At 71.2% G+C, this 23,314-nt stretch carries 18 protein-coding genes; 3 read left to right on the forward strand and 15 right to left on the reverse strand.

Translation table 11 applies throughout. The features are described from left to right. Window positions 1-220: 220 nt before the first annotated feature. Together FCI23_RS16560 and FCI23_RS16565 are read right to left on the reverse strand one after the other, a co-directional pair. Window positions 221-3,532 carry an ATP-dependent helicase gene (locus FCI23_RS16560; RefSeq protein WP_136724657.1) on the reverse strand — a complete coding sequence of 1,104 codons (3,312 nt, stop codon included), beginning with the start codon at window positions 3,530-3,532 and terminating at the stop codon, window positions 221-223. Window positions 3,533-3,828: 296 nt separating this feature from the next. Beyond that, entirely contained in the window at window positions 3,829-4,188 is a 360-nt protein-coding gene (locus FCI23_RS16565; protein WP_246143745.1) for an MGMT family protein, read from the reverse strand. A 203-nt stretch (window positions 4,189-4,391) separates the two neighbouring features. Here FCI23_RS16565 and FCI23_RS16570 point away from each other — a divergent pair, with 203 nt between their 5' ends. Further along, window positions 4,392-7,055 carry a lysylphosphatidylglycerol synthase transmembrane domain-containing protein gene (locus FCI23_RS16570; protein WP_136724658.1) on the forward strand — a complete coding sequence of 888 codons (2,664 nt, stop codon included), beginning with the start codon at window positions 4,392-4,394 and terminating at the stop codon, window positions 7,053-7,055. A gap of 68 nt (window positions 7,056-7,123) precedes the next feature. Further along, window positions 7,124-7,354, forward strand: a complete 231-nt coding sequence (locus FCI23_RS16575) for a hypothetical protein (protein WP_136724659.1) — start codon at window positions 7,124-7,126, stop codon at window positions 7,352-7,354. A gap of 66 nt (window positions 7,355-7,420) precedes the next feature. Here FCI23_RS16575 and FCI23_RS16580 read toward each other — a convergent pair whose 3' ends face one another. Together FCI23_RS16580 and FCI23_RS16585 are read right to left on the reverse strand one after the other, a co-directional pair. Then, window positions 7,421-8,161 carry a hypothetical protein gene (locus FCI23_RS16580; RefSeq protein WP_136724660.1) on the reverse strand — a complete coding sequence of 247 codons (741 nt, stop codon included), beginning with the start codon at window positions 8,159-8,161 and terminating at the stop codon, window positions 7,421-7,423. A gap of 74 nt (window positions 8,162-8,235) precedes the next feature. After that, window positions 8,236-8,652 (reverse strand): ATP-binding protein, encoded by a 417-nt coding sequence (locus tag FCI23_RS16585; protein ID WP_407645973.1) that lies wholly within the window; start codon window positions 8,650-8,652, stop codon window positions 8,236-8,238. A gap of 261 nt (window positions 8,653-8,913) precedes the next feature. Between FCI23_RS16585 and FCI23_RS16590 the strand changes: the two genes are divergently transcribed. After that, on the forward strand, window positions 8,914-9,819 hold the full coding sequence (locus FCI23_RS16590; RefSeq protein WP_136724661.1) for a glycerophosphodiester phosphodiesterase: 906 nt from the start codon (window positions 8,914-8,916) through the stop codon (window positions 9,817-9,819). 40 nt (window positions 9,820-9,859) lie between these two features. On the opposite strand, the gene moeZ is transcribed toward FCI23_RS16590, so the two are convergent. From moeZ to FCI23_RS16640, 11 genes are all read right to left on the reverse strand, one after another. Further along, the gene (gene moeZ, locus FCI23_RS16595; protein ID WP_136724662.1) at window positions 9,860-11,038 is read right to left on the reverse strand and encodes an adenylyltransferase/sulfurtransferase MoeZ; all 1,179 of its coding nucleotides are present in this window, start codon (window positions 11,036-11,038) and stop codon (window positions 9,860-9,862) included. 145 nt (window positions 11,039-11,183) lie between these two features. Continuing rightward, complete coding sequence (locus FCI23_RS16600) at window positions 11,184-12,080, reverse strand: NAD-dependent epimerase/dehydratase family protein (protein ID WP_136724663.1); 897 nt, start codon at window positions 12,078-12,080, stop codon at window positions 11,184-11,186. A gap of 64 nt (window positions 12,081-12,144) precedes the next feature. Next, window positions 12,145-13,257 (reverse strand): hypothetical protein, encoded by a 1,113-nt coding sequence (locus tag FCI23_RS16605; RefSeq protein WP_211265349.1) that lies wholly within the window; start codon window positions 13,255-13,257, stop codon window positions 12,145-12,147. Continuing rightward, the gene (gene pelF / locus FCI23_RS16610) at window positions 13,254-14,825 is read right to left on the reverse strand and encodes a GT4 family glycosyltransferase PelF (protein WP_136724664.1); all 1,572 of its coding nucleotides are present in this window, start codon (window positions 14,823-14,825) and stop codon (window positions 13,254-13,256) included. The genes FCI23_RS16605 and pelF overlap by 4 nt, the downstream gene beginning before the upstream one ends. 284 nt (window positions 14,826-15,109) lie before the next feature. Next, complete coding sequence (locus tag FCI23_RS16615; protein ID WP_136724665.1) at window positions 15,110-16,774, reverse strand: dipeptide ABC transporter ATP-binding protein; 1,665 nt, start codon at window positions 16,772-16,774, stop codon at window positions 15,110-15,112. Next, the gene (locus FCI23_RS16620; protein ID WP_136724666.1) at window positions 16,771-17,760 is read right to left on the reverse strand and encodes an ABC transporter permease; all 990 of its coding nucleotides are present in this window, start codon (window positions 17,758-17,760) and stop codon (window positions 16,771-16,773) included. The genes FCI23_RS16615 and FCI23_RS16620 overlap by 4 nt, the downstream gene beginning before the upstream one ends. Further along, a complete protein-coding gene (locus FCI23_RS16625; RefSeq protein WP_136724667.1) occupies window positions 17,757-18,746 on the reverse strand; it encodes an ABC transporter permease in 990 nt (329 codons plus the stop codon). The genes FCI23_RS16620 and FCI23_RS16625 overlap by 4 nt, the downstream gene beginning before the upstream one ends. Next, window positions 18,743-20,455, reverse strand: a complete 1,713-nt coding sequence (locus FCI23_RS16630) for an ABC transporter substrate-binding protein (RefSeq protein ID WP_136724668.1) — start codon at window positions 20,453-20,455, stop codon at window positions 18,743-18,745. The genes FCI23_RS16625 and FCI23_RS16630 overlap by 4 nt, the downstream gene beginning before the upstream one ends. Window positions 20,456-20,649: 194 nt before the next feature. Continuing rightward, a complete protein-coding gene (locus FCI23_RS63065) occupies window positions 20,650-20,748 on the reverse strand; it encodes an Ms4533A family Cys-rich leader peptide (RefSeq protein WP_322973845.1) in 99 nt (32 codons plus the stop codon). Between the two features lie 102 nt (window positions 20,749-20,850). Next, window positions 20,851-22,311 (reverse strand): DUF3152 domain-containing protein, encoded by a 1,461-nt coding sequence (locus FCI23_RS16635; protein WP_136724669.1) that lies wholly within the window; start codon window positions 22,309-22,311, stop codon window positions 20,851-20,853. Between the two features lie 4 nt (window positions 22,312-22,315). Further along, window positions 22,316-23,302, reverse strand: a complete 987-nt coding sequence (locus FCI23_RS16640; RefSeq protein WP_136724670.1) for an alpha/beta fold hydrolase — start codon at window positions 23,300-23,302, stop codon at window positions 22,316-22,318. Between the last annotated feature and the right edge of the window lie 12 nt (window positions 23,303-23,314).

Genomic DNA, 23,314 nt, shown 5'->3' on the forward strand with positions numbered 1-23,314 from the left:
GGAGATCACCCCACAGCGGCCCCGACCCCCACCACCACATCGCGTGCCGGCACGCACGACAACCCAGCCCGTCCGGCGTTTGCGGGGGCACCTCCTGGGGGCACCTCCCGGCCGAAGGCTGGGGGAGGTAGCTGGGGGAGGCTCGGCAACCCTGGCAGAGGGGAAGCAATCCGCACCGGTGGAACCCGGCGCCGTTCCGGCCAGCCCGGCGAAGGCGCGGCTAGTCGATTACGTGGCGGCCTTCGGGGCGGGCGCTGCAGGAGGCCTGGAAGGCGCAGTGGGTGCAGTGCTGACCGGTGGCGGGGGTGAAGCGTTCGTCCAGGACGCGGCCGGCGGCGGTGGCGAGGAGGTCCTCGGCCCAGGCACCGGCCAGCGGGTCCTGGGCCTGCACCGCGGGTAGGGCGTCGCCGCCGTCGCGGGCGGCGGCACCGATGCGGAGTTGGACGAGTTCGGCGCCGCCGGGAGCCGGGCGGGGGTCGGAGAAGAGGGAGTCGACGGCGCCCTCACGGACCGCGAGTTGGTAGACGGCGAGCTGAGGGTGATGGGCGACCGCGTCAGCGGACGGCTTAGGGGGGCGGCCAGTCTTGAAGTCGACCACGTAGGCGCGGCCCGCCGCATCCGTTTCGACGCGGTCCATGCTGCCGCGGATGCGGACCGCGACTTCGCCGGCCTCCAGGGTGACGTCGAAGCCGTGTTCGGAGGCGATAGAGGTGCGGCCTCGCTCCATGACGTGCCAGCGCAGGAAGCGTTCAAGGGCGGCGCGGGCGTTTTCCTTCTCCTGGTGCGATTTCCACGGCGCGTCGAAGGCCAGGGCGTCCCACACGGAGTCCAGGCGCTCCATCAATACGTCAAGGTCGGCCGGGGTGTGTCCGGAGGCGACCTCGTCGGCCAGCACATGGACGACGTTTCCGAAGCCCTGGGCGGCGGTGGAGGGCGGCTCGGCCTTCACTTCGCGCCCGAGGAACCACTGCAGGGAGCAGGTGTTGGCGAGCTGGTCCAGGGCACTGCCGGAGAGGGCGACGGGCGTGTCGCGGTCGCGGAGGGGGACGGCGGAGCGGGTCGGCTCGTAGAGGCCCCACCAGCGGTCGGGGTGGGCGGCGGGGACGAGGGGGTGGCCGTTGTCGTTGAGTGCGGCGAGGCGTGCGAGACGTACGGCGGCGGCTTCGCGGAGGGCGGCGGAGGCGGCGGGGTCGACGGTGGTGGCGCGCAGCTCGGCGACGAGAGCGGCGACGGAGAGCGGGCGGCGCGCGCGGTGGGTGACATCGACGGGCTCGACGCCGAGCTCGGTGAGGAAGCGGGAGGGCTGGTCACCGTCGTCGGCGGCGGCCTTGACGGCGGTGACGACGAGCCGCTCCTTGGCTCGTGTGGCGGCGACGTAGAAGAGCCTGCGCTCCTCCGCGAGCAGTGCGCCCGGTGTGAGGGGCTCCGCCAGGCCGTCGCGGCCGATCCGGTCCGCTTCGAGCAGCGAGCCCCGGCGCCGCAGGTCGGGCCAGAGGCCTTCCTGTACGCCGGCGACTACGACCAGCCGCCATTCCAGGCCCTTTGAGCGGTGCGCGGTCATCAGCCGAACGGCGTCGGGCCGCACTGTGCGCCGGGTGAGCAGATCGGCGGCGATGTCCTGGGCCTCGATCTCCTCCAGGAAGTTCAGCGCACCCCGCCCGCCGGTGCGCTCCTCCGCCCGCGTGGCGGTCTCGAAGAGCGCGCATACGGCGTCCAGGTCCCGGTCGGCGTTGCGGCCCGCCGCCCCGCCGCGCGTCGCGGACCGCTCCAGCCGGGCGGGCCACGGTGTGCCGTCCCACAGGCCCCACAGGGCCTCTTCGGCGGAGCCGCCGCCGGCCAGCAGCTCCCGTGCCTTGCGCAGCAGCAGTCCGAGCCGCTGCGCCCCGCGGGTGAACGCGGGGTCGTGCGCGACGAGCTGCTCCGGGTGTGCGAGCGCCTCGGCGATGAGCACGTCGGACGGGCGCGGCACGGCACGGCCTGCCGCCCGCTCCTCCTCGCGCAGGGCGCGGCCGAGGCGCCGCAGGTCGGCGGCGTCCATACCGCCGAGGGGGGAGGAGAGGAGGGTGAGAGCGTCCTCGACGGTGAGCTCGGCGCCGTTCACCGCGCCGTGGGCGGCGACACGGAGGGCCAGCAGCAAAGGGGCGACGGCAGGTTCGTGGCGGAGCGGGAGGTCGTCGCCGTCGATGTCGACGGGGACGCCGGCGGAGGTGAGGGCGCGGCGGAGGCCGGGGATGGAGCGTGAGCCGGCGCGGAGGAGGACGGACATGTCGCGCCAGGGGATGCCGTCTTCCAGGTGGGCGCGGCGGAGGAGATCGGCGATGCCGTCGAGTTCGGCGCCGGGAGTTGGGTAGGTACGGACGGCGACTGTGCCCCCGTCCCGGACCGCGGTGAGGTCGCGGTGGGCGCGGACGGCGTGGGTGGGAAGGCGGGTGAGGGGCATACGGCGGGTGAGGAGGCGGGTGGCGGTGAGGAGGCCGGCGCCGGCGCGGCGGGAGACGGTGAGGACGCGGACCTGGGCGGGGGTGCTGTCGCGGTGCGGGAAGGCGTGCGGGAAGTCGAGGATGCCGTTCACATCGGCGCCACGGAAGGCGTAGATGGACTGATCGGGGTCGCCGAAGGCGACAAGGGTGCGGCCCTGGCCCGCCAGGGCGTGCAGCAGCCGCACCTGTGCCGGGTCGGTGTCCTGGTACTCGTCGACGAATACGGCCTCGTACTGGCCGGAGAGCACGGCTGCGACCTCGGGACGCTCGGCCAGCAGCACCGCCCGGTGCACCAGTTCCGCGTAGTCGGTGACGCCCTGGAGGTCGAGGACGTCCAGATACTCCGCGAGGAAGGACGCCGCCGCCGACCAGTCCGGCCGCCCGATGCGCCGTGCGAAGGCCGAGAGTGCACCGGGGCCCAGGCCCAGCTCGCGGCTGCGGGCCAGCACCGCGCGCACCTCGTCCGCGAAGCCGCGTGTGGTGAGGGCGGCGCGCAGCTCGTCGGGCCAGCGCACCGACGCACGTCCGGCGCGTTCCAGGTCGGCCTGGCCGGCCAGCAGGTCGCGTACGACGACGTCCTGTTCGGGTCCGGACATCAGCCGCAGCGGGTCGGCGAACAGCTCGGGGTCCTGGTGGGCCCGGACCAGGGCGTAGCAGAAGGAGTGGAAGGTGGTGGCCTGCGGGGCGGTCACGCCGCGCATCCGGGCGGCCATGCGATCGCGCAGCTCGACCGCCGCCTTGCGGCTGAAGGTGAGTACGAGGATCCGTTCGGGCGCGGTGCCGCGCCGCACCCGCTCGGCGACCGCCTCGACGAGGGTGGTGGTCTTGCCGGTGCCCGGCCCTGCCAGAACCAGCAGCGGCCCGTCCGGGTGCTCAACCACCGCGCGCTGGGCGGCGTCCAGCACAGGGGGTGCGGGCCGCACGGGCGGGGTTCTCAGCAGCCGGTAACCGCCGGGCCCGCCCGGGGCCGGGCGGGCCGTTCGTGGTGCGGAGGGAGCGGAAGATGCGGAGGAGGTCACGTAGGTTGCCGGTTCTGTGGAGGTGCCTGTCATGGTCGCGGACGTGTGGTCCTCGTGCGCTGCGGGAGGGCGGTGTGCCGCCTGTGCGGCACCGTGCCGACGGTACGCCACGGGCCGCGCCGCAGTGCGGAGCCCTGTCTTCGGGAGCCGCGAAGACACCGCCGCACAGGCCCCACCCTTGTGCGGGCGCCTCCTGCGTGTCAGCGGAACGCCGGAAGGATCACCGGAATCGCCGGGTCCGCCCAGGATTACTCCGTACTCCGTACGGACTGCCCGGCGCATGGACCGGGGCCGAATGGCGGAAGCTGGATGATGTGAGCAACCGGTCGTCAGTCGTCACCGGGGACTTTGCCGTCCCAGCGGGCCCGTCGCATGTCCAGCCGCGGTATGTGGTCGTCGGAGCTGCGCGAGGCATCGCGCAGCGGCGTGCCCTCCTCGCGGTAGCACGCGAGGGCGCGCAGCTCGTGGCCCGGCAGCAGCACCCCGTCCGAGCGCACCACGCGCCACCACGGCACCGGTCCGCCGTACAGCGCCATGGCCCGGCCCACCTGGCGCGGGCCCCCCTCTTCCAGCCATTCCGCGACGTCCCCGTAGGTCATGACCCGGCCGCGCGGGATCATCTCCGCCACGCCGAGCACCCGCTCGGCGTACAGCGGGATCGCGCTCTCCGACAGCTCTTGTCCACTCACTCTTCACATCCTCCCCCAGCCCACCGACAACGGGCCACGATGGCCGATTGCCCCCTCGTGCATCCATCTGCCGACGGCTCGTGCCACCATCTTCCGGGCGGTGACAGGTGATACGAGAGCAAAAAGAGACAGCAGGGCAGCAGAACGCCGAATCCGGCGCGCCCCCTGCCGAGGGCGCCCAAGTGCCGGGGGCTGATGCCGCCATGCCCGCGAACAGCCTTGGGGACGGCTCCACGGACGCGCCGGAGGCCCCTGCGGAGGGACCGGAAGCCGACGACGCGGGGGCCGCGCGGATTGATCCGGTGGCGCGGGACGAGCCGCTGCTGCCGGCGCGGGTGCACCGGCCGGTGGATCTGATGCGGTTTGTGCTCGGGCTGCTGGGGATCGCGGTCGTGCTGGCCATCGCCGGGTTCGCGCACGCGACGACTTCCGGGGTGGAGCAGGACATCGCGAAGGGGTCGACGCACGCGCCGCAGCCGCTGATCACTTTCGCGGGGTTGACGGCGAGCGTGGCGGTGCTGATCGTGCCGGTCGCGTACGCGATCGAGCGGCTGATCAAGAGGGACGGGCTGCGGATCGCCGATGGTGTACTCGCGGCTGTGCTCGCGCACGGCGTGTCGCTCGCGACGGACCTGTGGGTCTCCGACGCCGCCCCGGCGGCCATCAGGGACGCCCTGACCCGCGATGCGCCCGGGGGCGGCCTCACCGACCCCGTACATGGATACCTCGCGCCGGTCATCGCCTATATGACGGCAGTGGGCATGGCCCGCCGCCCGCGCTGGCGCGTGGCGCTGTGGTGCGTGCTGATACTGGACGCGTTCGCGGTGCTGGTAGGCGGCTATACGACACCGTTCTCGATCTTCGTCACCGTACTGATCGGCTGGACCGTCGCATACGGCACGCTCTACGCGGTCGGCTCGCCCAATGTGCGCCCCACCGGCCAGCACCTCCTCGCCGGTCTGCGCCGGGTGGGATTCGCGCCGCTCACCGCCGTACGGGCTGAGGAGGAGACCCCCGACACGCCCGACTCCGACCGTGGACGCCGCTATACGGTCACGTTGGAGGACGGGCCGCCGCTCGACGTCACGGTCGTCGACCGCGAGCAGCAGGCCCACGGCTTCTTCTACCGGGTGTGGCGGCGCCTTCAATTGCGCGGCATCAACCAGCGACGCAGCCTCCAATCGCTGCGCCAGGCCCTGGAGCAGGAGGCACTGCTCGCGTACGCGGCGATCGCCGCCGGGGCGAACGCGCCGAAGCTGATCGCCACCTCGGAGCTGGGCCCGGACGCCGTCATGCTCGTGTACGAACACATCGGCGGCCACAACCTGGACGCACTGAGCGACGACGAGATCACCAATGAGCTGCTGCACGACGCTTGGAAGCAGGTCAGGGCCTTGCAGTCGCGCCGTATCGCGCACCGAAGACTGGTCGGGGAATCGCTGCTGGTGGACCGTTCGGGCGCGGTGTTCGTGACGGATCTGCGGGGCGGCGAGATCGCGGCCGGGGACCTCGTGCTGCGAATGGATATCGCGCAGCTGCTGACAACGCTGGCACTGCGCGTCGGCCCCGAGCGGGCCGTGGCCTCGGCGCTGGCCGTCCTGGGCCCCGACGCGGTGGCGGACTCGCTGCCGCTGCTCCAGCCGATCGCGCTGAGCCGGTCGACCCGGGCCACGCTCAAACACCTCGCGCGTGACCGGGCGCAGCGGGAGCGCGACGCCGTGCTGGAGGCCTCGAAGGCCACCACAGCGGCCAGGGAGGAGAGCGAAAGCAGCGAGGGTGTGCCGTCGCGCCCTGACACGAAGGCCGAGCGGCGCGCCGAGAAGGCCGAGAAGAAGGCCATCGAGGTGGCCCTCGACGAGGCGCGTGAGGAGGACCTGCTCTCCCGGATCCGCCAGGAAGTGCTGCTGATCCGGCCGCAGGCGCCGGTGGAGCCGGTCCGGTTGGAGCGGATCAAGCCGCGCACCCTGGTCACCTTCATCGCGGGCGCGTTCGCCGTGTACTTCCTGCTGACGCAGCTCAGTGCGGTGCCGCTGACGGACGCCATCGCCAGGGCCGACTGGGCCTGGGCCCTTGTCGCGCTCCTGGCCTCCGCCTTGAGTCAGGTCGCGGCGGCCTGTGCCCTGGCCGGTTTTGTGCCTGAGCGGTTGTCACCCGGCAGGACCGTCCTGGCGCAGGTCGCCGGGTCGTTCGTGAAGCTGGTCGCCCCGGCGGCCGTCGGCGGGGTCGCGCTCAACACCCGCTATCTCCAGAAGTCCGGCGTCCGGCCCGGGCTGGCCGTGGCGAGCGTCGGCGCGTCGCAATTGGTCGGCCTCGGCTCGCACATCACTCTGCTGATGATCTTCGGCTACATCACCGGTACGGAGAAGACCCCGTCCCTGTCACCGTCCCGTACGGTCATGGCGGGCCTGCTCACGGTGGGCGTACTGGCGCTGGTGGTCACGGCGATTCCGTCGCTGCGCAAGTTCGTCTCCACGCGGGTGCGGTCGCTGTTCGCGGGTGTGGTGCCGCGGATGCTCGACGTACTGCAGCAGCCGATGAAGCTCGCCACCGGCATCGGCGGCACCCTCATGGTGACGGTGACCTACGTCGTCTGCCTCGACGCCTCTGTACGCGCCTTCGGCGGCAGCCTCTCCTACTCGAGCATCGCCGTCGTTTTCCTCGCCGGCAACGCGCTCGGCTCCGCCGCGCCCACCCCTGGTGGCGTCGGCGCCGTCGAGGCGGCGCTTACGGCGGGTCTTGTGCTCGCCGGGCTGCCGAACGAGATCGCCACCCCGGCCGTCCTCCTCCACCGGCTCCTCACTTTCTGGCTGCCCGTGCTGCCCGGCTGGCTCGCTTTCGGCCACCTCACGCGCAAGGGCGCCCTCTGACGCGGCGCGAGCGTGCGCCGAGCCCCTCCGCGCGGCAGGGCTCGTCGCACTCTCGCGCCCATATACGCGTGTTTCGCCGGAGCCCCGGCTCGCTCGCCGGGATCTTCGTCTCGAAGTCCGGGTCGCCGCTCGGCCCATGGAGCCGGATCGCGGACTGTCCGACGCCGGGCGTCCAGGCCTGGTACGACCAGTTCCTCCCCGTCGACCCGACTGACGCGGGCCTGGGCCCGGACGGCAAGCTCCACGCGGCCACGCACGGCCGGGGCATCTACTCCATCTCCGTAATCGACCTGAAGTGACGTGAGTGCGGGCCCCGCCACGCTCTCAGGAGCCGACGGGGCCCGTCAGGGCAGAAACGGCCTGCCTCAGTGCTGCCACCCGTTGCCATAGCCGTGGCTGCTCTCGTGGCTGTTGTCGTAGCCCTTGTCGCGGTCCTCGTCGCGGTCCTTGTTGTCGTAGCCCTTGTCGCGGTCCTCGTCGTGGTCCTTGTCGTAGCCCTTGTCGCGGTCCTTGTCGCAGTCCTTGTCAAAGCCCTTCTCGTGGTCCCTGCCAAAGCCCTTGTCGTAATCCTTGTCAAAGCCCTTGTGGTGACGGAAGCCATCGTGGTCGCCGAAGCCGTGGTGGCCGCCGAAGCCGTGGTGGCCAAAATCGCCAAGGATCAGGCCCAGGCCGCCCAGCAGTCCGCCGCCGTAGGAGGACTCGCCAAAGCTGTACTCCTTGCCGAAGTGCTTGTGATCGCCGTGCTCGTCATGGTCGCGCTTGTCATCGTTGTAGCCGAAGTCGTCCTTCTGGCCGTAGTCGTCGCTCTTATGGCCGTAGCCGTCACTCTTGTAGCCGTAGCCCTTCTTGTGGTCACAGTCCTTCTTGTGGCCGTAGCCGTAGTCCTTGTGGCCGTAGTCGTCCTTCTTGCTGTGCTCGTCCTTCTTACTGTGCTCTTCCTTCTTGTGGCCCTTTTCCTTCTTGTGGCCGTGGTCGTCCTTCTTCTTGGACTGCTTGTGAGAGGAGCGCGGATTGTCCCCGGCCATGGCGGGCACGGAGGCACTGACGATGAGGCCGAGCGAGGCGGCACCAAGAGCGCTGGTGGCAAGGATGCGACGAATGCGCACGGAAATCTCCTTCAAGTGCGTGAGTGCACGAATGCACATCTACGGGCACTTCAAAGCGTCACCGCCGATGACTCTCAGCGCATTTCGGGTGAGCCAATCGTGAACTCACACCAAACGATCTTCCCCGGCCGCCTCTCCCCCACCCCCCACTTGTCAGCCACCTCTCCCACCAGCATCAGCCCCCGACCAACCTCCTCCTCCTCGGACGGATGGCGCACCTCGGGCCGGCCGTCCCCGCTGTCGTGCACCTCCACCCGCAGCACCCCGTCCGGCACCGTCAGCCGCACCAGGAACCCCCGCCCGGCCGGCACTCCATACCGCAGGGCGTTCGTCGCGAGCTCGGACACGCACAACAGGACGTCTTCCACGCACTCTTGTACGCCCCAGATCGCGAGCACTCTCGCCGCGAACCCGCGCGCGGCGGGAACTGATTCAAGACGCCGGTCAAAGAACTGCTCCTGCGTCACAGGCAACGGATTATTGTGGTTCACATCACACAATGTCGCGCTAAGTGACCACCCTTGACAAGGAGTAGCGCCCATACGTCGCCAGTAATACAGAGCTGGAAAGAGATCCGTCATGGCTCGCCAACAGAGCAACCAACCTTCGCCAACTTCGCGCAACATCGGACGACTTCGGACTACGCCCTGGCCATACCGCCAACCTGGACCAGGTCACGCTGCTGGTCTGTGCCGCCACGCTCGCTGACGGAGGTTCAGCACCGTGCTGCTCCCCTCTGTCAATGTGTAGGCATGTACAACAGCCGCCTCACCACAGCCGGATTCAGGGCCGGGTCCGCAACCACAGCCGCAGCCGCAGCACTGCTCAGCTTGGGGGCGTTCGTGGTGCCGGCGCACTCGCGCCTGGAGACCGCTACAAGGACGGGGACCGTGACGGTGTTCGGCCACCGGGGTGCACCGACGCGTGCGCCGGAGAACACGCTGGCGTCCGTACGCAAGGCCTCGGCGCTGGGCACGAAATGGGTCGAGAACGATGTGCAGCGGACGAAGGACGGCAAGCTGGTCGTCATCCATGACACGACGCTGACGCGCACGACAAACGCCAAGAAGATCTTCCCGAACCGGGCCCCCTGGAACGTCGGCGACTTCACGCTCGCGGAGATCAAGAAGCTGGACGCGGGCAGTTGGTTCGGGAAGGAGTACCGGAATGAGCGCGTCCCGACCCTGGGCCAGTACATGGACCTGCTGAACCGGACGGGTCAGAAGCTGCTGCTGGAGCTGAAGCAGCCGCAGCTGTACCCCGGCATCGAGCAGCAGACGCTGGGCGTGCTCCGGGCCAAGGGCTGGCTCGACAGCGGACACGTCCGCGACAAGCTGGTGATCCAGAGCTTCAGCGCCGCCGCGCTGCGCACGACACACCGGCTGAGCCCCGCCGTACGAACCGGGCTGCTGGGCAGTCCGGCACTCGGCACGCTGAAGGCGTACACGGCCTTCGCCGACGAGGTCAACCCGCGCTACACGGCCGTGACGCCCTCATACATTGACGCCGTGCACCGTCTGAAGGGCCCGCACGGGATCCGCCTGAAGGTGAACGCCTGGACGGTCGACGACGCGTCGACGGCCGCGCGGATGGCCGGGTTCGGCGTGGACGGGATCATCTCGAACCGGCCTCAGGCAATTTGTGAGGCCGTCGGCTGATGCCGACGGCCTCACAAGGTGCGCAGCAGTGCTGAGCCGCTCAGTAGACCGGCTTGTGCGGCTCGACGGTGTTGACCCAGCCGATGACACCGCCGCCGACATGCACGGCGTCGGAGAAGCCGGCCGACTTCAGGACGGCGAGGACCTCCGCCGAGCGGACGCCGGTCTTGCAGTGGAGGACGATGCGCTTGTTCTGGGGGAGGTCCTGGAGGGCGTTGCCCATCAGGAACTCGTTCTTGGGGATGAGGCGGGCGCCGGGGATGGAGACGATCTCGTACTCGTTCTGCTCCCGGACATCGATGATGTCGATGTTCTCGCCGTCGTCGATCCACTCCTTGAGCTGCTTCGGGGTGATCGTCGAGCCGAGGGCGGCCTCCTGGGCCTCCTCGCTGACGACGCCGCAGAAGGCCTCGTAGTCGATCAGCTCGGTGACGGTGGGATTCTCGCCGCAGACCGCGCAGTCGGGGTCCTTGCGGACCTTGACCTGGCGGTAGGTCATCTCCAGGGCGTCGTAGATCATCAGGCGGCCGACGAGCGGTTCGCCGATGCCGGTGAGGAGCTTGATGGCCTCCGTCACCTGGATGGAGCCGATGGAGCCGCAGAGGACGCCGAGGACACCGCCCTCGGCGCAGCTCGGGACCATGCCGGGCGGCGGGGGCTCGGGGTAGAGGCAGCGGTAGCAGGGGCCGTGCTCGGACCAGAAGACCGAGGCCTGGCCGTCGAAGCGGTAGATGGAGCCCCAGATGTACGGCTTGTTGAGCAGCACGGCCGCGTCGTTGACGAGGTAGCGCGTCGCGAAGTTGTCGGTGCCGTCGACGATGAGATCGTACTGGGAGAAGATCTCCTTGACGTTCTCCGCCTCCAGGCGCTCCTGGTGCAGGACGACATTGACGTACGGGTTGATCCCGAGGACCGAGTCCCGGGCGGACTCGGCCTTCGAGCGGCCGATGTCGGCCTGGCTGTGGATGATCTGGCGCTGGAGGTTCGACTCGTCGACCTCGTCGAACTCGACGATGCCGAGGGTCCCGATACCGGCGGCGGCCAGATACATGAGGGCGGGTGAGCCCAGGCCGCCGGCACCGACACAGAGGACCTTGGCATTCTTCAGCCGCTTCTGCCCGTCCATCCCGACGTCGGGGATGATCAGGTGGCGGGAGTACCTGCGGACCTCGTCGACGGTGAGCTCGGCGGCGGGCTCGACCAGGGGTGGCAGCGACACGGGAACTCCGGATCGGTAGGCATATGTGTACTACGTTGTTCTCCCCGTAACAGTGCCACGCACTCGGATATTCCGAGATACCTGGTCCGAGGCGCGAGACGGATACGCGAGACGGACAAAGTTCACATGCTGCGCCCGGCTTGGGTCAGACGCGGCATGCCGCCTCCATCCATACGTCCGCGAGCGACTCCTCCAGCGCGATACGGGGGCGCCAGCCGAGCCGGTCGCGGGCGGTGCGCACATCGGCCTGCTGCCAGTTCCCGCAGCCGTCCGGGTAGGCGATCTGCGGTTCGTCGAGCTCGTACAGGGAGCCGCCGAAGCCCGCCGCGTGCGCCAGCCCGGCCGCTACCTCGCGCATCGGCAGCGCCCGCCCGGTACCGATGTTCACCACGCCCTGTGCCGCCGACAGGGATGCGGCATGGACCGCCCGCGCCACATCCCTTACGTCCACGAAGTCGCGCTGCACCGCCAGCCCCGCGAGTTTCAGGTCACCGTCCCCGCTCTCCATCGCCCGCCGCAGCGCCTCCGCGAGCCGCCCCAGTGGCGCCCCAGTGGGCGTACCGGGGCCGACCGGCGTGAAGATCCGCAGCACGATCGCGTCCAGCCCCGAGCCCAGCACCAGCTCCGACCCGGCCAGCTTGCTCACCCCGTACGGGCCCCCCGGACGCGGCACCGCGTCCTCCGGCGTGGACGAGCCCGCCGGCGAGGGGCCGTACTCCGCCGCGCACCCGAGCTGCACCAGGCGTGACCCGGTGCCGCTGCGGCGCATCGCCTCGCACACCGTGGCGACCGCGATCGTGTTGTGCCGGGTCAGCTCGCGGGCGCCGCCCCTGATCGCCCCGGCGCAGTTGACGACCACTCCGGGGTGAACGGCGTCCAGGAAGCGCGCCAGCGCCCCGGGGCTGCCGGAGGAGAGGTCGAAGCGCACATCGGCGTCGTCGCTCCGCCCGAGGGCGGTGAGCTGCACGGCGGGATCCGCGAGCAGCCGTTCGGCGACATGGCGGCCGAGGAATCCATCGGCCCCGAGGAGGAGGACTCTCATCGATTGTTCATTGCTCCTATCGGTGTTACGAGGGTCTTTGTGGTCACCGGCTGCCGGACGCGCCTCACGGCGCCACCGGGTGCGCCGAGGCACGGGACAGGGCCCGCCGCGCGTATCCCGCCAGGACCAGCGCGGCCACACCGCAGGCCGGGGCGGACAGAGCGGCCGGGCCCACCGCCTCGATGGGGCCGGCGAGCGGTTCCAGGCCGTGGACGCGGTGGAGGAAGGCGCCCGCGAGTGCGCAGACCTCGACGGCCGACGCGGCGGCGAGGCCGGCCGCGGCGGCACCGGGGAAGCCGTGGATGGCGAGCAGGCGGGCGGTGAAGAGCAGCATGCCGAGCGCGGCCGGCCCGGCCAGGGCGGCCGGGGTGCGAGCGGCGCCGGTCGCGGCCGACACGGCGCAGAGCAGCGCCAGCAGCAGGAGGAGGAACAGCACCATCGTGCCCGCGAGCAGCGGGCGTACGGCGGCGGCGAAGTCCGCGAGGCTACGGCTGGCGTCCCGATGGGCCCGGGACCGTACGGCGTACCGGTGCGCGCACCACGCCGCGGGGGCCAGCGCGAGCGCCAGAGCGGTCGGCGCGGCCGCCGCGGCCGGGGCGAACGGGGCGAACGGGGCGAACGGGACCCCGGCATCGGCAGGGTGGCCCAGCAGCGCCGCGACCGCCGGCTCCCCGTACAGCGCGAAGCCGAGCAGCCAGCACGTCCACAGCGCCCCGCCGGCCGCCGCCCCGCCCGGCGCCCGCAGCGGCCCCTGGCGGACCACCGACTGCACGGCCAGCGCGATCAACGGCACCGCCACCGCGGCCACGGCCAGCGCCCGCAGCGGCTGGGCGCGCAGCGCGTGCACGCTGAGCGCGGTGGCCGCGCAGGCCGCGCCGGGGAGCAGATACAGCGCCGCGCGGTACGCCGACAGCCGTACGGCGGCGCTCCGGGGCCGCCTCACCGCCGACGCGGCCGGGTCATGGTCCTGGTGTGCCCGGGTCTGGCCCGCTTCGCGCGGAACCCGCGCATACACCTCCTCCGCCAGCGAGAACACATCCCGGTGCCGAAACCTCCCGGCCACGCTGTCGGTCATCCCGTGCGCCTCCAGGCCCGCCGCGATCTCCAGCGGGTCGACTGCCTCTGCGCACAGCTCCTGGTGACGGTGGATCAGCCCCAGTACGGGATCGGCGGTCATGCGGGGTCCTCCTGACGGGCCGCGCCGACGCACGCGGATTCATGGGCCCACGCGGGGCGGCGGTGGCCGGGGTGGTCGGCGTGCCAGTGGCCGGGGATGGGGATTTCGGCCGGGCTCGCAAGGCCCGCGGGGTCGGCGACAAGGTCGAGGTAGATGTCGCGGAAGGCCGCGAGGTTCTGCTCCACGGTGAAGAGTTCCAGCGCTCTCTCCCGCCCGGCCGCACCGAGCCGTGCACGGCGCTCGGGGTCGCGCAGCAGCGCCAGGCACGCCGCGGCGAGCGCTGCGGGATCGCGCGGCGGTACGACAAGCCCGGTGCCGCCGATGACTTCACGGACCGCGCCCACATCCGTGGAGACCGTGGCCCGGCCGCAGAACATCGCCTCGACCAGGGTCACCGGGAACCCCTCCACCATGCTGGACAGGACGACCACATCGCCCGACCCGTAGGCCTCGGCGAGCCCTGGCGTTTCCGACGAGCCCACCGTCCCGAACGACACCGCGTCCCCGGCCCCGCCGGGAAACAGCCGCGCCGCCAGCGCTCGGCAGTACGCGGGATACTCCTCCGTCCCGCCCGCCTCCTCCGCCGTGCCGACGATACGAAGCCGGGCGCCCGGCTCGGCGGCGCGAACCGCCGCGAACGCCTGCAGCAGCCCGGCCAGATCCTTCGCCGGGCCCATCCGTCCCACCCACACCAGCGTCCGCCCGCCGCCGGATCCGGCGGCGGGCGCCAGCCGCGCGTGATCCATGCCCGGGTACACCACCCGGATCCGCGCCCGGTCCGCGCCGCCCCGCTCCTGCCAGCGGCGGGCGTGCGCATTGCCCGGTGTGATCAGCGCGGCCTGCCGGTACGCCTCCTCGGCGAGCAGCCGGTGGAACGCCGTCAGCAGCGCCCTCACCGGTGCGGACAGCCCGGCGGCGCGCTGCGCGAGCAGCGTTTCCCGGAGCCGTACGCCGTACTCCGTCACCAGCAGCGGCGTGCCGAAGAACCGTTTGGCCAGCAGGCCCGGCAGCACCGCCGCCCCGCCCGACACCGCATGGCAGAGGTCGGCCCTGGCGAGCCCCTCGCCATGGGGGTGGTACCACCGCGCGGACATGGGGCGCAGCGCCCTTTCCAGCAGATCCGCCGCGATGAGCAGGTCGCTGACGCCCATGGCGCCGCCGCTGCCCCGGCAGGCGTCCTCCAACGCGCCCAGCGCCTGCTCCGAGCGGAGTACTCCAGGCACTCCCCGGTCCCCCCGGGCGAGTTCGGCCAGCCCGTACAGCGCCGTGGCGAAACGGTCCCGCGACTCCCCGCCGCCCGCCAGCACCCCGGCCAGATCCCGGTACTGGGCGAGCACCAGGCCCCGGCGGCGGGATGCGCCGCCGACCGGCGGCGGGCCGTAGAGCCGCAGGCTCCGGACCCGGGTGACATTCGGCGGTTGCGTGAGCGTCCCGTGCGCGCCGGTGCGGGTGAGGGCGTATACCTCGAACTCGTGGCGCGCGAGCCCGCGTACGAGCCGGTCGCACCACGCACTGCCCTCACCCCGTGCGTACGGATAGCCACCCTCTGCCAGCATCGCAATGCGCATGAGTACGCCACCCTTTCCCTTGGCTTCCGCCTTGGCCGCTGCCTTGCCAGGCCGCGCGATGACGTTATGCCGGTGAGGTGGGGACGCGATGGACGGTTGTCCGTGGCGCCACCGGAAGGGGTGAAGCGACGTAACTTTCGGGTGCATTGCGCGTTTGTGCACCCCTACGCTGGGATGCGGTTACGGCCTGCGGGCCGACGGCCTCTGCCCGTGCGCCTGCGGCGCGGACCGCCGGCCCCGGTGGCAGGTTGAGTGCCGCCGGGCTCGCACCCGCGGCAGTGGGCTCAGACCCGCACCGCCCCCCGCGAGGCGCGCCGCGCGGATCGCCGGGCCGAGGACTGCGCGGGATCGAGGACCGGAACGGCGGCCAGCAGGCCCTTGGTGTAGGGGTGCTGGGGGGCGTCGTAGACCTGGTCGGCGGTGCCGTGTTCGACGATGCGGCCGTGCCGCATGACAGCGACGCGGTCGCTGACCTGGCGGACTACGGCGAGATCATGGGCGATGAAGAGGAGCGAGAGCCCGAGCTCGCGCTGCAACTGGCCGAGCAGGGCCACGACCTGGGCCTGGGTCGTGACGTCCAGGGCGGAGACGGGCTCGTCGCAGACGATGAGCCTCGGCTCGGGAGCGAGCGCCCGGGCGATGCCGACGCGCTGACGCTGGCCGCCGGAGAATTCGTGCGGATAGCGGTGGTACCAGCCGGGGTCGAGCCCGACGCGTTCGAGGAGTTCGCGCACCCGCGCGACGATCGCCGCGTCGTCCAGCCGGCCGGCGGCCCGCAGCGGGTCGGCGATGGACTCGCCTATGCTGCGGCGCGGATTCAGCGAGGACACCGGGTCCTGGAAGACCATCTGCAGGGCACGGGGACCGGCCTGGCGGATGTCCCGCCCCTCGTACCGCAGTTCGCCGGCCGTGGGCTCCAGCAACCGCACCAGCATGCGCCCGAGGGTCGTCTTGCCGCTGCCGCTCTCCCCCACCACGCCGAGCGTCTCGCCGCGGCGCACGGTCAGTGACACGCCGTCCACGGCGGCGAACCTCGCGCCGCGCCTGCCGAATTCGCGCCGCAGGCCGACCGCTTCGAGGAGCACGTCCTCCTCCGGCGCATCCGGCGCATCCGGCGCATCCGCCATTCCCACCACTTCCGGCTCGCGCGCAGCACGTACCGCGTCCAGGCGGGGCACCGCCGAGAGCAGAGCCCGGGTGTAGGGCTCGCGCGGAGCACCCAGCACCTCGCTCACCGGCCCGCGCTCGACCGCTCGCCCGTCCTTCATCACAAGGATGTCGTCGACCGAGCCCGCCACGACACCGAGGTCATGCGTGACCAGCAGCAGTCCCATGCCCGTCTCGGCCCGGAGCTCATGCAGCAGGTCGAGGATCTGGGCCTGGACGGTGACGTCCAGGGCCGTCGTCGGCTCGTCGGCGATGAGCAGCTGCGGCTCGCAGGCGAGCGCCATGGCGACGAGCGCACGCTGCCGCATACCACCGCTGAACTCGTGCGGGCGCGAGCGCGACCGCCGGGCCGCGTCGGGGATGCCGACGCGGTCGAGCACCTGGACGGCACGTTCACGGGCGGCGCGCCGCGAGGCCTTCGTGTGCACCCGGTACACCTCGGCGATCTGGTCACCGATGGCGTAGTACGGGTCCAGGGAGGACAGCGGGTCCTGGAAGACCATGGCGGCCCGGCCGCCCCGCAGCTGCCGCAGCTCGGCGTCGTCGGCGGCGAGCACATCGGTGCCGGCGACCCGCACCGAGCCGCCGATTTTGGCGCCGGTCCCCCGGTGGAGGCCGAGGAGCGCGAACGCGGTGGCGCTCTTGCCGCTGCCGCTTTCGCCGACGACGCCCAGCGCGCCGCCCGCGCCGAGGGTGAAGCTGAGACCGTCGACAGCGCGTACGCCGCCACCGGCGGTGGGGAATTCGATACTGAGGTCGGTGACCTCGATGAGCGACGTCACGTCAGGACCACCCGTCGGTCGGCCACCGCGTAAAGCACATCCGCGACGGCGTTGGCGAGTACGACGAAGAAACCGGTGACCAGCACCACCCCGACCACGACCGGCAGGTCCTTGCCCTGCACGGAGGTGACGAGTTTCTGCCCGAGGCCGGGCAGTCCGAAGAGGGTCTCGGTGAGTACGGCGCTGCCGAACATCGTCCCGAGGTCCATCGCGGAGAGCGCGATCACCGGCGTGAGGGCGCCGCGCAGCGCGTGCCGTCCGATGATCTTCCGTTCGCTGACGCCGTAGGCCCGGAAGGTCCGGATGTGATCCTCGGCGAGGGTCTCCAGCATGGAACTACGGGTGAGCCGGGCGTACTTCGCGGACTCGATGAGACCGAGCGCGAACCACGGCAGCAGCATGTTCCAGAACCACTGCTGGGGGTCGGCGGTCAGCGGCACATAGGTGGGGAAGGGCAGCCACTGCAGGTAGGAGCAGAAGACCATGAGCAGCAGGATGCCGATGATGAAGACCGGGATGGCCGTTCCGGCGAGGGTGAGAGCGGTCAGGGCGCGCTCGGTGAACCGCCCGCGGCGCAGTGCGGAGAGCACGCCCGTGCCGACGCCGAGCAGGGTCCAGACGACCATGGCCCCGAACGCGAGGGAGGCGGTCGCGGGGAACTTCTCCACGAGGATCTGGGTGACGGGCTGGTCGTTCTGGTAGGAGATGCCGAGGCAGGGGGCGTCACAGTGCATGACGGCAGTGCCGGTGCTGTAGTCGTGCCCGGCGACGATGCCCTGGAGGAAGTGCCAGTACTGCAGGTACACCGAGTCGTTGAGGCCCAGTTGCCGGCGCACGGAGGCGACCTGGGCGGGGCTGCACTTCTCGCCGCAGGCGAGTTGCGCGGGGTCGCCGGGGGCCAGGTAGAAGATCGCGTAGAGGACGACCGACAGGGCCAGCAGGACGAGTACGGCGCTGCCGAGGCGTCGCAGGAGGAAGCGGCTCATGACGCGGCGGCCTCCCGTTCGCGCTGATGGCCGCCCTTACGGCCGGTGCCGACCCGGAGCCGGCTGGCGGCGCGGGGGTCGAGGGCGGTGCGGACCCCGTCACCGAGCAGCGTGAAGGAGAGCACGGTGATGAAGAGCATGACGGCGGGCAGCAGCACATAGGTCGGGTCGGCTTCGTACCAGGTGGTGGCGCTGGACAGCATCTGTCCCCAGGAGGGCGTGGGAGGCCTGACGCCCACGCCGAGGAAGGAGAGCCCCGCCTCGCTGACGATGTTGGTGGGCAGCAGGATCGCGGCGTAGGTGATGACGGGCGCGGCCAGCGAGGGCAGCAGTTCGCGCCGGGCGATCCGCCAGGTGCCGGAGCCGCCGAGCCGGGCGGCAGCGACGTAGTCGAGGGACTTCAGGGACAGCGTCTGGGCCCGTACGATCCGGGCGGTGCCGCCCCAGCCGAGCAGGCCGATGACGAGCATCAGCAGCACCGGGCGCGGGAATCCGTCGGGCACGACGGCCATGAGGGCGATGGCGAAGACAAGGGTGGGCAGCGCCAGCATGAAGTCGGTGGTCCGGCTGAGCAGGTTGTCGAGGAAACGGTTGCCGAGGCCGGCCGCGAGCCCCGTGCCGACGCCGATGAGCACCTGGACAACAGTGGAGCCGAGCGCGACGACGAGCGAGATCCGCGAGCCGTAGACGATCCGGGCGAACATGTCGCGGCCGGTTCCCGGCTCCACGCCGAGCCAGTGGTGGGCGCTGATGCCGCCGAAGGAGCCGAGCGGGACCCCGCCGGCGGCGGAGTTGACCAGATCGGCGTGGTAGGTGGTGGTGTCCTGGCCCTCGACGGCCGCGAGCAGCGGCGCGGCGACGGCGACCAGGACGAGGAGTGCGATCACGGCGGCGCCGGCGGCTGCCGCACGCTGTGCGCGCAGCCGCCGCCAGAACTGCCGGGCGCCCGGGGCCGGGACGGGGGCGACAAGTGCTTCGATGGTCACTTGACCGCGACCTGCGAGGGGTCGAGGACGCCGTCCCAGTCACTGATGACGATGTTCTTGACATCCTTGCCGTACAGGCGCTTGTAGACCGGGTGGAAGAGCGGCACGTCGAGCGCCTGCTGGCCGATCTTCTTGTCCAGGGCGCCCCAGCGGGCGGCGGCGGCCTTGGCGTCGGTCAGCTGGTTGATCGCGTCGATCTCCTTGTTGACCGAGGCGTCGTTGAGCTGGGCGTAGTTGAAGTTGGAGCCGCTCTGGACGATCTGCCGGCCGTCGAAGAGCGGCGCGAGGAAGGGGCCGCCGGACGGCCAGTCCGCGCCCCAGTGGGCGAGGAAGAAGCCGGGCTCGGTCTTCAGGCTGTGGATCTTGTCCCGGTACGCGGTGTCCTCCAGGCCGTCGAGCTTGACGGTGATCCCGGCCTGCTTCAGCGCCTCCTGGATGGCGGTGGCGATCTCGGGGCTGGTCTCGAAGTCCTTGGCGTTGGAGTGCGTCAGGGTGATGGTCAGGCCGTTGGCGTAGCCGGCCGCCTTCAGCAGCGCCTTGGCCTTCGCCGGGTTGCCGGTCTGGCCCGACGGGAAGGCGTCGTACGGCGTGTAGCCGTAGGCGGGCTGGTTGGGCAGCATGGTGGTCGCGGCCTCGGCGAGCGATGATCCGCCGGCCGCGTTGACGACCGTGGTGCGGTTGATGGCGTACGAGATGGCCTCGCGCACCTTCGGGTTGTCGAAGGGCTTCACCTTCGGGTTGAAGGCGATGTAGTTGATGTAGCCGAAGTGGCCGGTGCCGACCCGGCTTGCCAGGGTCTTGTCACCGGCGACCTTGGCCAGCTCGGCGGGGCCGAGGTTGGTGTCGGTGGTGATCGCGGTCGCGTCCGTGCCGGAGCTGGTCGCCAGCCGCTGGTTGATCACCGTGGAGTCGAGACCGGACTGGACGTCGATCTTGTCCGGGTAGGCCTTGCGCTGGGAGTCGGTCTTGGCGGACCAGTAGGTGTTGCGCGTCAGGACCAGGTGCTCGCCGTCGTTCTCGTTCTTGAGGACCTTGTACGGTCCGGAGGAGACCGGGTGTTCCTCGTACTTCGTACCGGTGTCCTTGGCCTGGGGGACGGGCGCGAAGGAGGTCTGGGTGGCCAGGAAGGGGAAGTCGCCCTCGGGCTTGTCCAGCTTGAAGATGATGGTCCTGGCATCCGGGGTCTCGATCGAGGCGAGGCCCTTCTTGTCCTTGTACGGGCCCTGGTAGGCGTTGCCGCCGATGAGCCAGTCGCGCAGGTAGGGGGCGCCGCCGGACAGCTCGGCGGCGAAGGACCGCTCGATGCCGTACTTGATGTCGGCGGAGGTGATCGTCGTACCGTCCTCGTACTTCAGGCCGTCCTTGAGGTGGTACGTCCAAACCGTGGCGTTCTTGCTGGGCACACCGGTGTTGGTCGCCAGGTCCGGTACGACCTTGGCGCCGGCCGCGCCGTTCTCGCGGTTGCGGGTGGTCAGGGTGCGGAAGACCAGCGAGGGGATCTTGCCGCCGCCCGAGGTGTAGAGCCGGGCGGGATCGAAGTCCGTCTGCGGCTGGCTGTTCAGCACGGTGAGCGTGCCGCCCTTGCTCGGCTTGCCGCTGTCCGACTTGGCGCTGCTGTCCTTGGGGCCGCAGGCCGCGGCGCCGCCGGCCAGGGCCATGGTGACGACTGCCGCTGCCACGCGGCGGGATGTGACGGACGGTTGGCGCATCGGAGTAAACCTTTCGCGGCTGCGAGTGGGGATCAGTGCGTTACGGAGAAAGATCCCGCAGGCGGCAGCAAGCGACGGCCCCATGGACTCCCGGAACATGCTTGAAACGGGGAGAGAGGGAGCCGGAGGTGGTCTACGTCATCGGAACGCCGCGCCCGCAGGAAGCCAGCCCCCGGGCGGAGGCATGACCTGGGCTAGCGACAGTGGATATCGGCCACGCTGTGCCTGGTCACGCCTATGAGCGCCAGCTCGATGCTGGCGTCCCTGGCGGTGGCGGCGCGGCGGTACTGCATGCCCAGAACACTGAATGAAGTTCCGCTTGAAGTCAAAATCGCATGAGATTTTGGACGATCCAGACCGATTTCATGCCAATTTCACAGCAAAACCGACAGAAGTCAGCCATCCTCCGGGAACGGCCAGGGGTTGGGCTTGCAGGTCTTCCCGTTCAGCGTCAGGAACTTCGTCTGCTGCATCATCACCGGCGCCAGTGCGCCATCCTTCGGGCAGACCACATGACTATGGCCGAGCCTGTGCCCTACCTCGTGATTGATCAGCATTTCGCGGTATATGTACATCTTGTTCTGGCCGTAGGTCTTCGAGCCCTGCGCCCAGCGGTACGCGTTGATCATCGTGCGGGGCGTTGAGACGGAGTCACACGACACATTGTCATCTGTCGTGTCCAGCCCGGACTTCGCACACCACTTCGCCGTTGTGCCGGGGCTGGCCAGCGTGATCACTATGTCCGCGTGACCGCTTGACACCCGCTCGAAGGTCTTGGTGCCGTCATGGCCCCAACTGCGTTCGTCGTTGAGTGTCTTATAGACCGCCTGGGCGAACAGCTCCCCGTCCAGCGGCAGCCCCTTCTCCACATCCACCCGCACCCGCAGCACCTGGCCCTTGCCCGGCGCCTTCTGGTGCCCACCGATCGTCGTGAACGTGTCGGACAGCGCCAGACCCTGGTCCAGCGGATACACGGTGGCCATCGCCTCGGCGTACGAGAGCGATACCGCCGGGGCGGACGCCGACGAGCCCGCCTGCGCCGACGACGTCCCCGAGGGCGCCGCCCCGTCCACCGGCGCCTGGGCGCCCTCCCGGATCCGCCCGGCCCCGGCCACCTGCCCTGCCACCAGGACCGCCAGCACTGTCATCACGACCGCCGCGGCGACCCCGGCGAGCGAGCGGCCCTTCGAGCCGGACCCGCGGGCGGGGGCTTCCTCGGCGGACCCGCCCCGCGTCTCGCCGCCGACGGCCGGAGCCGCCGGCCGCACATCGTCAAAGGCTTCGAGAAAGTCCTTCCGCGGCCCCGGCACGCGCCCGGCGGCCCGCACCCCGGGTACCCGGGGTGCCCCCGGCACGCTGCCCTGACGACCGGGCGCGACCGGGCCGGAGCGCTGCCCGGGGATCGCGGTGCCGGGCCGCGGCCCGCCGAACGCGTCGAACGCCTCGAACGCCTCGAACGCGTCAGCGACATCCGGACGGGGGCGAGGAATCCGGCTCGGCGTGCCACCCCGCGAAGGGGGCGCCGGAATCCCCGGCCATCCGCCGAGCGCATCCTGCTCGGCAGGGTCGTCGAGCGCGGACGGCTCTGCCGAGCGCAGCCGGCCGCCCGGGGAGCGGGCGAACCCGGGGCTCGCGGGCCAGTCGGCCGCCGCGCCCCAAGCTCCGTGCTCGGTGTGGTCGGGGTGCTGCTGCGGCCCGCTCTGCCCGCCACGCGGAGCTTGCACCGCCCCGGGACCACCGGCGGCGTCCGGACCGGTCCCGGAACCGCGCCGGCGGCGGCCGAAGCCGGCGCGGGAGCCCCGAGCGCCGGATATCTCGTCCTCGCGGCCCTCCGGACCGCCGCGGTGCCTGCCCATCCCGCTATCGGCTCCCGCTCGCGTCGGTGCCGTCCAGGCGATCCGCGTCATCCAGCAGCACGCGGACCGCCCTCGCCACCTCGTCGGGGTGCTCCATCATCGCCACGTGCCCGCTGTCCGGCAGCGCCAGCAGCCGGGAGTCGCGGAAGGCGCGGCTCGCGCGCCTGGCCATCCGGAAGGAGACCAGCTTGTCCAGACCGCCGTACACCAGCAGGGTCGGGGCGAGAACCCGCTCGGCCTGCCGCCAGAGCGAGTGCTGGCCGCCGAGCGTGTAGGCGTCGACGATGCCGCGCGTCGAGCGCGCCAGCGCGTCCCAGAAGTACGGCAACGCCAACCGCCGCTCGTACTCGGCGGCGTGCTCGGCCCGCACCTCCTCCGGGACCCGGGCCGGGTCGCCGTAACAGAGCGCCAGCAGCTGCTCGGTGCGCCGCTCGCCCGACCAGTCCCGGGTCGCCCGTGCGGCCAGCGCGGGAACACCCGGCAGACCGAACATCGCGGTCGGCCAGGCCGAGCGCTGCGGCGGCACCTCAGGCAGCGCCGGGGAGACCAGCGTCAGCGTGCGTACGAGATCGGGACGGGCCGCCGCGACCTTGGTGGCGACCGCGCCGCCCATCGAATTGCCGAAGAGATGCACCGGGCCCCGCCCGTCGGCCTCGATCAGACGCACGACAGCACGCGCGTGCCCCCCGACCGTGTAATCCCCGTCATCCGGCGGCGGCGAGTAGCCGAAGCCGGGAAGATCCGGCGCCTCGCCGTCCACCCGGTCGGCCAGCCGCTCCATGAGCGCGGACCAGTTCGCCGAAGAACCGCCCAGGCCGTGCACGAAGAGCGCGGGCGCCAGCCCCTCCCGATCCGGCACCCTCGAGCGCACTGTCAGCGTCACCCCCGGAAGCGTCACCACCCGCAGGGATTCGCCATCGCGGACTCTCGGACCCGCTGGAGGCACCGGCGTGGCGGCTATTACGGCTTCGGGCAGCTCCGTCGAAGACATGGACCAATATTA

It is taken from the genome of Actinacidiphila oryziradicis (assembly GCF_005047355.1).
Classification (GTDB): domain Bacteria; phylum Actinomycetota; class Actinomycetes; order Streptomycetales; family Streptomycetaceae; genus Actinacidiphila; species Actinacidiphila oryziradicis.